Origin of the sequence: Streptomyces sp. NPDC004610, from assembly GCF_040609715.1 — a bacterium.
In the GTDB taxonomy this organism is placed as follows: domain Bacteria; phylum Actinomycetota; class Actinomycetes; order Streptomycetales; family Streptomycetaceae; genus Streptomyces.
Genome location: NZ_JBEXLA010000064.1, coordinates 23,749 through 30,983, shown reverse-complemented (window position 1 = coordinate 30,983; position 7,235 = coordinate 23,749). Strand labels below are relative to the sequence as shown.

5 protein-coding genes and 2 pseudogenes are annotated in these 7,235 nt (G+C 65.5%); 5 read left to right on the top strand and 2 right to left on the bottom strand.

What is annotated here, in order from left to right; translation table 11 throughout:
• The first annotated feature begins 2,267 nt into the window (after positions 1 to 2,267).
• The 4 genes and pseudogenes from ABZX40_RS39985 to ABZX40_RS39970 all read left to right on the top strand — a co-directional run bounded on the left by ABZX40_RS39985 (position 2,268) and on the right by ABZX40_RS39970 (position 5,269).
• Positions 2,268 to 3,617 carry a nucleic acid/nucleotide deaminase domain-containing protein gene (locus ABZX40_RS39985; RefSeq protein ID WP_355748772.1) on the top strand — a complete coding sequence of 450 codons (1,350 nt, stop codon included), beginning with the start codon at positions 2,268 to 2,270 and terminating at the stop codon, positions 3,615 to 3,617.
• 42 nt (positions 3,618 to 3,659) lie between these two features.
• Positions 3,660 to 4,214 (top strand): SUKH-4 family immunity protein, encoded by a 555-nt coding sequence (locus ABZX40_RS39980; protein ID WP_355748769.1) that lies wholly within the window; start codon positions 3,660 to 3,662, stop codon positions 4,212 to 4,214.
• Between the two features lie 275 nt (positions 4,215 to 4,489).
• Positions 4,490 to 4,672 (top strand): annotated as a pseudogene (locus ABZX40_RS39975) (IS5/IS1182 family transposase); the annotation flags it as partial.
• A 171-nt stretch (positions 4,673 to 4,843) separates the two neighbouring features.
• On the top strand, positions 4,844 to 5,269 hold the full coding sequence (locus tag ABZX40_RS39970; RefSeq protein WP_355748850.1) for a DUF5655 domain-containing protein: 426 nt from the start codon (positions 4,844 to 4,846) through the stop codon (positions 5,267 to 5,269).
• 277 nt (positions 5,270 to 5,546) lie between these two features.
• Here the strand turns inward: ABZX40_RS39970 and ABZX40_RS39965 are convergent, their stop codons facing one another.
• Positions 5,547 to 6,056 carry a hypothetical protein gene (locus tag ABZX40_RS39965; RefSeq protein WP_355748867.1) on the bottom strand — a complete coding sequence of 170 codons (510 nt, stop codon included), beginning with the start codon at positions 6,054 to 6,056 and terminating at the stop codon, positions 5,547 to 5,549.
• A 179-nt stretch (positions 6,057 to 6,235) separates the two neighbouring features.
• Here ABZX40_RS39965 and ABZX40_RS39960 point away from each other — a divergent pair.
• Positions 6,236 to 6,479, top strand: a pseudogene (locus tag ABZX40_RS39960) (IS1380 family transposase); the annotation flags it as partial.
• A gap of 218 nt (positions 6,480 to 6,697) precedes the next feature.
• On the opposite strand, the gene ABZX40_RS39955 reads toward ABZX40_RS39960, so the two are convergent.
• Positions 6,698 to 6,874, bottom strand: a complete 177-nt coding sequence (locus ABZX40_RS39955; protein WP_355748865.1) for a hypothetical protein — start codon at positions 6,872 to 6,874, stop codon at positions 6,698 to 6,700.
• Positions 6,875 to 7,235 lie beyond the last annotated feature (361 nt).

Below are 7,235 nucleotides of genomic sequence, written 5' to 3'. Positions count from 1 at the left end.
CCTTCACGGGGGGGGTTTGGGGGGGGGCGGGGGGCAAATCCAAAAACCGTGGGGGGCCCCTGATCAAAAAAACGGGCCCCCCCCCGCGTCGGGGGGGGGGCCCCACGATTGCGCAGGATCGGACGCCGGTTCCGGACTGACCGGCACTCCCAAGTATTAGCACCTGTGACCAGGCATGTTCAGACACTTGCTGACCTTTTGCTGACTTTGCTGATGGGTAATCATGTGATGTGGCGTCAGGCATGACGATGCGTCCGCGAGGACCGGGATCGGTTGCCGTCCCGGGGATCGCGGGCTTGCCGCGTTGATGTCTGCGTCGAGGGCGGTGTCCGGCGGGGCTTCCTGGAGGCCTGGGGAGGGTGCTTCTCCTCTCGACTTCTGCCTGGCGCTGAACGTGGAGTGTTGCGGATCGTGCGTTCGGTGTTGATGTAGTGGCATCGGTGCCGCTTGAGTTGATTGTGAAGGGTGCCCGCCGGCAGTTCTTCGGTGTGGTCGGATCTGCCGTGCTCTCGGGCCCGGAAATGTGCCGATTCGCTGTGGCGCTGGCGCGGGGAGGAAGCGTCAGGGTGGGTGGTGGAACACACTTGGCATGGATTCGGGCACTACCGTTTCAGCTTTCGGGCAGAATTCTCGCGGCGTTGCAACCGGCTCCGATTGCTGAGATTTCCGGGTTGTCGTCGGGTGGTAACGGTTTCATGATTCCTGCGGTATCCCCTGTGGGATGAGGTAACCGGAGGATGGGGGCCTGACTGCTGGGCGTCGGACGATTCGTGAGGAGATCTGGCTCTGGGTCGGGGAACGGTTTGTGGCGGGCGAGTAGACCGCAGTGATCGCGAAGGATCTGCGGGTGGGTATGCGGTCGGCGGACAAGGTCGTAGCTCTTCGATCTCGACGAGCCGAACGTTCTGGCGGCGTCCGCGATGCTTGCCGTACCACCCCATGTTGCACAGACATGGTCGGGGCTGAATCGGTGGTGAAGCGGTTGCCCGATCTGGCTGAGCATTCCTGTCGACGGTTCCTTCCGGGGTTTCTTCGCGATATTTGCGAGGAAAGGAGTCTTGGGTGGACTGCCAACAATCCCGTGGAGTTCCCGGTTTCGGTAACCGGCCATCTGTGGACATGCTCCTCCGCTTGGTGATGGAGGCTGGCCGTGTGAGGCTCGATCTCTTTGGCATCGCTGCTTGAAGTCGTCGGCCTTGTTTCCATGCGTTTGCGATGACGCATCATGTGGAGTGCGTGGCGATCCTTGAACCGGCCGCGAAGGGATCCTGACCTGCGGTTTTTCGCATGCGCATTATGTGCGGTGTGGGCGTTACAGGCGATATCTTGACGCTGAAATGACGCTCGTGACGCTCATTTGACGCTCGTTCTGATGGGGCATCACCTAGTTGATCGTCCAGGTCATGCCGGTTGTGAGGGGCACTCCCGAATATTGGTACGCGGGAGCTTGAACAAGTCAGCCGGATTCCGGTGCCGCTGACCACGGCTGCAGGCGCGCTGCCGCCTTACTTCGGTGAGTCGGACGTCTGACGGAGCGGGCGCTCAGTAGGTGGGTCCGCAGGGATTGCAGGCCGCGTAGCGGGATTTAGGGATCTGCCGCAGCAACGGTGAAGCTCTGCGTGGGGGCGGAGCGCGCTGGCGTCGGCGTACTCGGCTAACCCCGCTGCGCGCAGCCACGCTTTTTGTCACGCTTCGAGGCGCCAGACACGGACGCCTCTGCCGTTCGGTCGTTGCCCACCGCTTCGCGGCTTCCCAGCGCAGGCACTGCTGCTGTGCTACCTCCAGTTTGGCCTGACGCCTGCGTTACGCCGCCTCTCTGCGGAGACCGACCCCTTGCGCAATCTCGGCGAGCCGATGCCACCCGGCCACCGGTCTGGGCGCCCAGGCCCTGGTAGCCGGCATCGGCCAGGATCTCCACCGCGGGCCCGTCGGCCAGGAGCTTGACCAGCCCCAGCTGGCGGGCGTGGGTGATGTCCGCGCAGCTCGCGGGACGTGCTGGACTGCACCACAGGACGCGGCCTTCGCTGTCCGTGACCACCATGGACCTGACGGCGACCGTCGCCGGAGCCGGACGCACCGGCTGCCGACCGGCAAGCCGCTGAACTCGGACGTGTTCGCGTTCAGCCAGTGCCTGGCCGCCCTGGACCGGCGCTTGGGTGTGATCGCAGTCTCGACGGATCTCGCCGACGGGGCGGCCGCATTCCGGGAACCTGGCCGAGGGCATCAACGACGCGATCACCCAGGGCAATCGGGCCTGCTCCTACATCGTGGGCGGCAAGAGCAAGGGCCAGACGGTCGACGCGATCGACCGGCGCTGGGGCAAGCTGACCACCAAAGATCTGACGACGTTCTCCAAAGCCCTGGACGACCTTGGGGATGCCCTCGACGACTGCGCCGGCTTCATCGAGGGCTGCAAGATCGCCTGCACCGCCGAACTCGGCGCGACAGCCGCGGCAGCCACAGCCGGCGTCATCGGCATGATCTTCACCGCCGGACTCAGCGGACTCCTCAGCGCCGCCGCGATCGCCGCATGCCGGATCGCCCTGCACGAAGCCATCGACTACGCGGTCGGACAGATCACCCAGGTCGTGACCGAGCGGATCGAGGCGAAGATCCTCGCCGAGATCGAGGACCTGTTCACCGGTGCGCTCGACGCCCACGACGACGGCAATGCCGGTGATTACGTGTCCGGATCGGCGGACATGGCAACGGACTTGGCGATCGAGTTCGACGACTTCGAGAAGGCGTCCGGCGGCTACGACGAGACGAAGCGGGACTTCGACAAGAAGAAGGAGCTGCACAAGAACGGTGGCGGCACCCGGCGCAGCTCGGTGAAGAAGGACAGTCGTTTCCACAAGCTCGCCACCGTCATGGACAAGGCCGAGGACGCCGTCGACAAAAAGGCGGACGAAACCGTCCAGGTGCTGGAGAAGCACGGCGCCGACATCGACAAGGCCAAGAAGGACCACAAGCACAGCGACAAGAAGACCAAGGACGACATCGAAGGCTGCAAGGACGTCCGCACCTACCTCCTGGACGCGGACGGAACAGTGCGCCGCCTCGAAGCGGACGGCGACCTGAAGGCCCTGGACAGCACCGACAAGGCGCGCCTGGACGGCATCCTCGATGACGGCAAGGCCTACCGGCCCTCAACCCGCGCGGATCGCGAGGAGTTCAGCGTCGCCGACACGGACAAGACGAAGGTGACGTCGACCAAGGTCGACCCCTACACCGACGAGCTGGGCCAGGCAACACAGCTGGCCCGATACGCCCGTGACGACTACAGCGGGAACAACTACGCGGCCGGCCGCTACATCGATCCCGACGGGCGGGGGGAGAGTATCCTGGTCGGCTACTCCGAGAAGAGCCTGCACTCAGAGCGGTCGATCGGCTATCCCCTCCTGAACAACGGGAAACAGGACGGCCTGAAGGAAGTCTTCACGGAACGTGAGCCATGCCAGAAACGCCCCCGCTGCGACGCCTGGCTGGACAAATACTTCAAGAAAGCAGACACCGTCCACCACACCAACACATACGACCAGGACGTGGCCCGACATAAACGTGATATCGAGCATCAAAAGTACATGGAAGAGCTGCAGGCCCACCATGGCCGATAACATTGATCACCAGCCGCCGTCCCAGAGTGCAAAGGCTCCAGCATGAACTTCGCTGTGTCCTCGGACGAGGTAGGCACCGCGTTCGGGCTGACGGGTGTCGTCTACTTCCCCCGCTACAGCGCCGCGCACAACCAGTTGAACGACCGCACCGCGCTGTTCCTGAGCAGCATCGGTCTCCCGGACACCGAGTGGTTCATGTCCAAGGCCGGCCTGCGCGCCGACGACTCCATCAACCTCGCCGAGTGGTACGCCAACCGAGGCCCGGTGCCCAAGGAGAGCCACGACTGGCTGGTGCTCGCCATGTTCGCCGACACCACCCTCGCTCTCGCCCCGGACACGGGAACGGTCTACGCCCTCGGCGACGGTGAGGCCGGACTCGTCTACAAGGCGATCCACCGGGACGTCGAGTCGCTCGTCTACGCCCTGACCAAGTTCCAGATCCTCCAGCAGGAGCTGGAGGACGATGACGACGCGGACCGGGAAGAACGCGTTGACGGGCTCCGTGCGGAGATCACCGAGTTCGACCCACTGCCCTTCGGGGACGAGGACTCGCAGTGGCACCTGACCTTCGAAGAAGTCATCGACGGTATCTGGTAAACCGGGCAGACACGCTCCGCCCTGCACGGGTCTTCGGAATCGACGAGAAACCCGCGAACCGCCACGGAGACTCCGCCCACCGGCTCCTCCAGCCGATCCAGCGTGTTCGCCACGAGCTCACCGGTCCGCCCCACCGTCGGGGCGGTCACCGGCAGCATCCGTTCGTCGATCAACCGCTGCACCGGCACCGGATCGCAGGTCGACTCACCGGCCGGCACCGGAGCCGCACTGTTCGCCCGACCTGGACTCCACCAACGACTCATGGACATCGCCCGGAGGTGTTGTGCCGGATCAGGTAGGTGCTGCACGCAGGCATCCAGTGGGAGTAAATGCTGCAGGAGTTGGGGTTCAGGTCGGGCATGAGACGCTGGCGGCGGTTGCGGGACTGGAACGAGGCCAGCGTCTGGCAGCGGTTGCATGAGGTCCGGCTCGCCGAGCCGAACGCGGTCCCGCGGCTCGCTGGTCGCGCTGCCGGGCCCACCACCAACTCCGCTCATTGCGTGAGAGCTCGGAACACGATCACGGGCGGACCTTCTTGAGGCGTCTCCAGCAGATAAGCGCGCAAGCCAGGGAGACAAGGGCGTCGTGCAGTTCGAGGCGTCTTTCCCAGCGGACGGCCAGGCCCTTGAATCGCGCTGGAGGCCATCGCCTCCGTCCACGGGCGGGCTGTCGGCGCCCGCAGCCGGTCGAACACCGGCGGGAGTGGCCCGGCGCCCTCCGATGGCGGGACGGCCGCAGCGGCGACGTCCGACCTGGCCACCGGGCTGGACGAGGTGGTGCTCGGCCTGGGAAGTGATGTGGCCGCGGTACAGCGCAAGCAGTACACGGCCTACCGGCGGCTGCGGAACTTCGTCTGCGTTCCGCCGGTCCGGCACGCCAGGATCCTCGCGGACGCTAAGGTCGACCCGAAGGGCGTCGATCTCGTGCCCGGATTCACGCGGGACGTGACGGGCCTGGGGCATCACGGCACCGGGGACCTGGAGGTCCAGTTGCGGTCCGAGCGCGACCTGGAGCGGGCTGCGGACCTGTTCCGCCTGGCCTACACCGGGGCGTAGCCGCTGCGGACGCCGGGACGCTCTGCTACCGGTCGCAAGTGTGGGGTGTACGTGTGGCGTGGCGGGCGCCTTTCGTCGGAGGATGGGTCTGGGCGGCGGTGGAGTAATCAATTCTCCAGGGGTTCCCCGATTTTGCGAACCGGCGAACCCCTGGTAAACACTCGGGCCCGATCCACCCCTGGAGGCATTGATGCATCCGTTGGCGTCGAGAGCGATCACCGGTGGGGAGTGAATGAGGAATCGGGCTGTCCAGGCCGCTAAGGGCATCACCCAGTTTTCATCCGTACAGCTTCACCACCATGAGGACCACGACCAGCTCCGTGAGCAACAGAAGGGCTCCGTATCCGATGATGTGGCCTGCAGACCGGACTGGGTGACCCGCGTCCGCGTGAAGTACCGTGCGGTGCGCGGCCAGCGCCGCCGGTACGGAGATGGAGTAGAGGGCTGCCGCGTACAGCAACCAGTCGCGGATGTCCTGCCACGAACTGAATACCGGGCTTTCTCCGGAGAACGCCACGACCAGCAGTGCCAGGCCTATGGCCGGCACCAGCCCCAGTGCGGCTCCGGTCATCACCCACCACCAACGCCTTCCACTGCCCCGACGACCGCCGAGCCAATGGCCGAGGGCAACTGAGGGTAGTACATACGTGGCAGCCACCAGCGCGCCGAGGAAGAGAAGAACCAGCAGAACCAGAGGCAGTACAAAGACCGACCTCGCTTCTGGGACGACACCGAAAAGCGGCATCGCCACAAGCAGGGCACAACCCTCCACCCAGAGCACAGCCATCGCGACAGACGACGGCGCGGCCCCCTGCCTCTGCTGAAGGCCCGCACGCGACGATTGCGCCATCTCATCCCCCCACTCGACACTCAGTCATCCCGGACAGTACGCAGCGCACGGCGAACCGGGAGCACAGCGCGAAAGTACCCGGCCCAGGCCGTCAGGCGTGTCAGCAGACAACCGGCCAGGTACGCCATCATGTACGTCAGGTGGCCGGGCAGACGGCGCCTGATGCGAGTGGCTCCGTGACCGTGGACCTGGAGGGCGTCCTGGCGATCGCGCACTCCGAGAAGGAAGACACGGCCGCGACCTGGAAGCATACCTTCGGCCGCCATCCGCTGACGGGCTTCGTCGACCATGGCACGGGCGAGTCCGGTGAGCTGGTGGCCGGTCTGCTGAGGCCCCGGGGACGCGGGCAGTAACACCGCCACCCAACCGGCCCTGGCCGTGGGGTGTCCGGCGGCCGTCCATGCCTCAGTCCTCATGGGCATTCATCCTGGTAGAGGATTCCCGGCATGTAGCCCCTGGCAGGGGCCAGATCTCGCCAGTCGAGGTCACCCGGACCCTCGCCCTCGTCGACGGCATCCCGCCCGTCGCGGGCCGCCCAGGCCGGCCCCGCCGCCCTGCTCGGCGACAAGGGATACGACTCAAACGTACTCCGCGACGCACTGCGTCACTGGCGGATCCTGCCCGTCGTCTCCCGCAAGGGATCGCCGAACACCAAGGGCCTCGGCAAGCTCCGCTACGTCGTGGAGCAGATCATCGCTCTGCTCCACCACTTCAAACGCCTCGCCGTCCGATGGGAACGCCGCACCGAACTCCACGACGCCTTCATCTCTCTGGCCTGCGGCCTGACTTGCTGGCGACGCCTGAAGAAGGTTCGATAATGATCGTGTTACGGGCTCATAGGGGCGAGAAGGGGAGTATCTGCGTCGAGAAGTTGAGCAGGCTCTGCGGTGTCTTCGGCGCCTCCGTGCAGTACACAGGGCGTGGAGGACGCGGAGTCGTCGACTGGCGCCGATCACAGATGGCCCGTATCACCGCTGACCTATCCCCCACGATCGCGTTGCTGTGCAGTGGCTGCTCGCGCGGATCGGCTTGGTGCGGTACCGCACCAAGCCGACGGTTCCACGGGGGACGAGCTGTCCCGGGCCAGCATCGGTGCGGCACCGGCTTCTGCTGCGA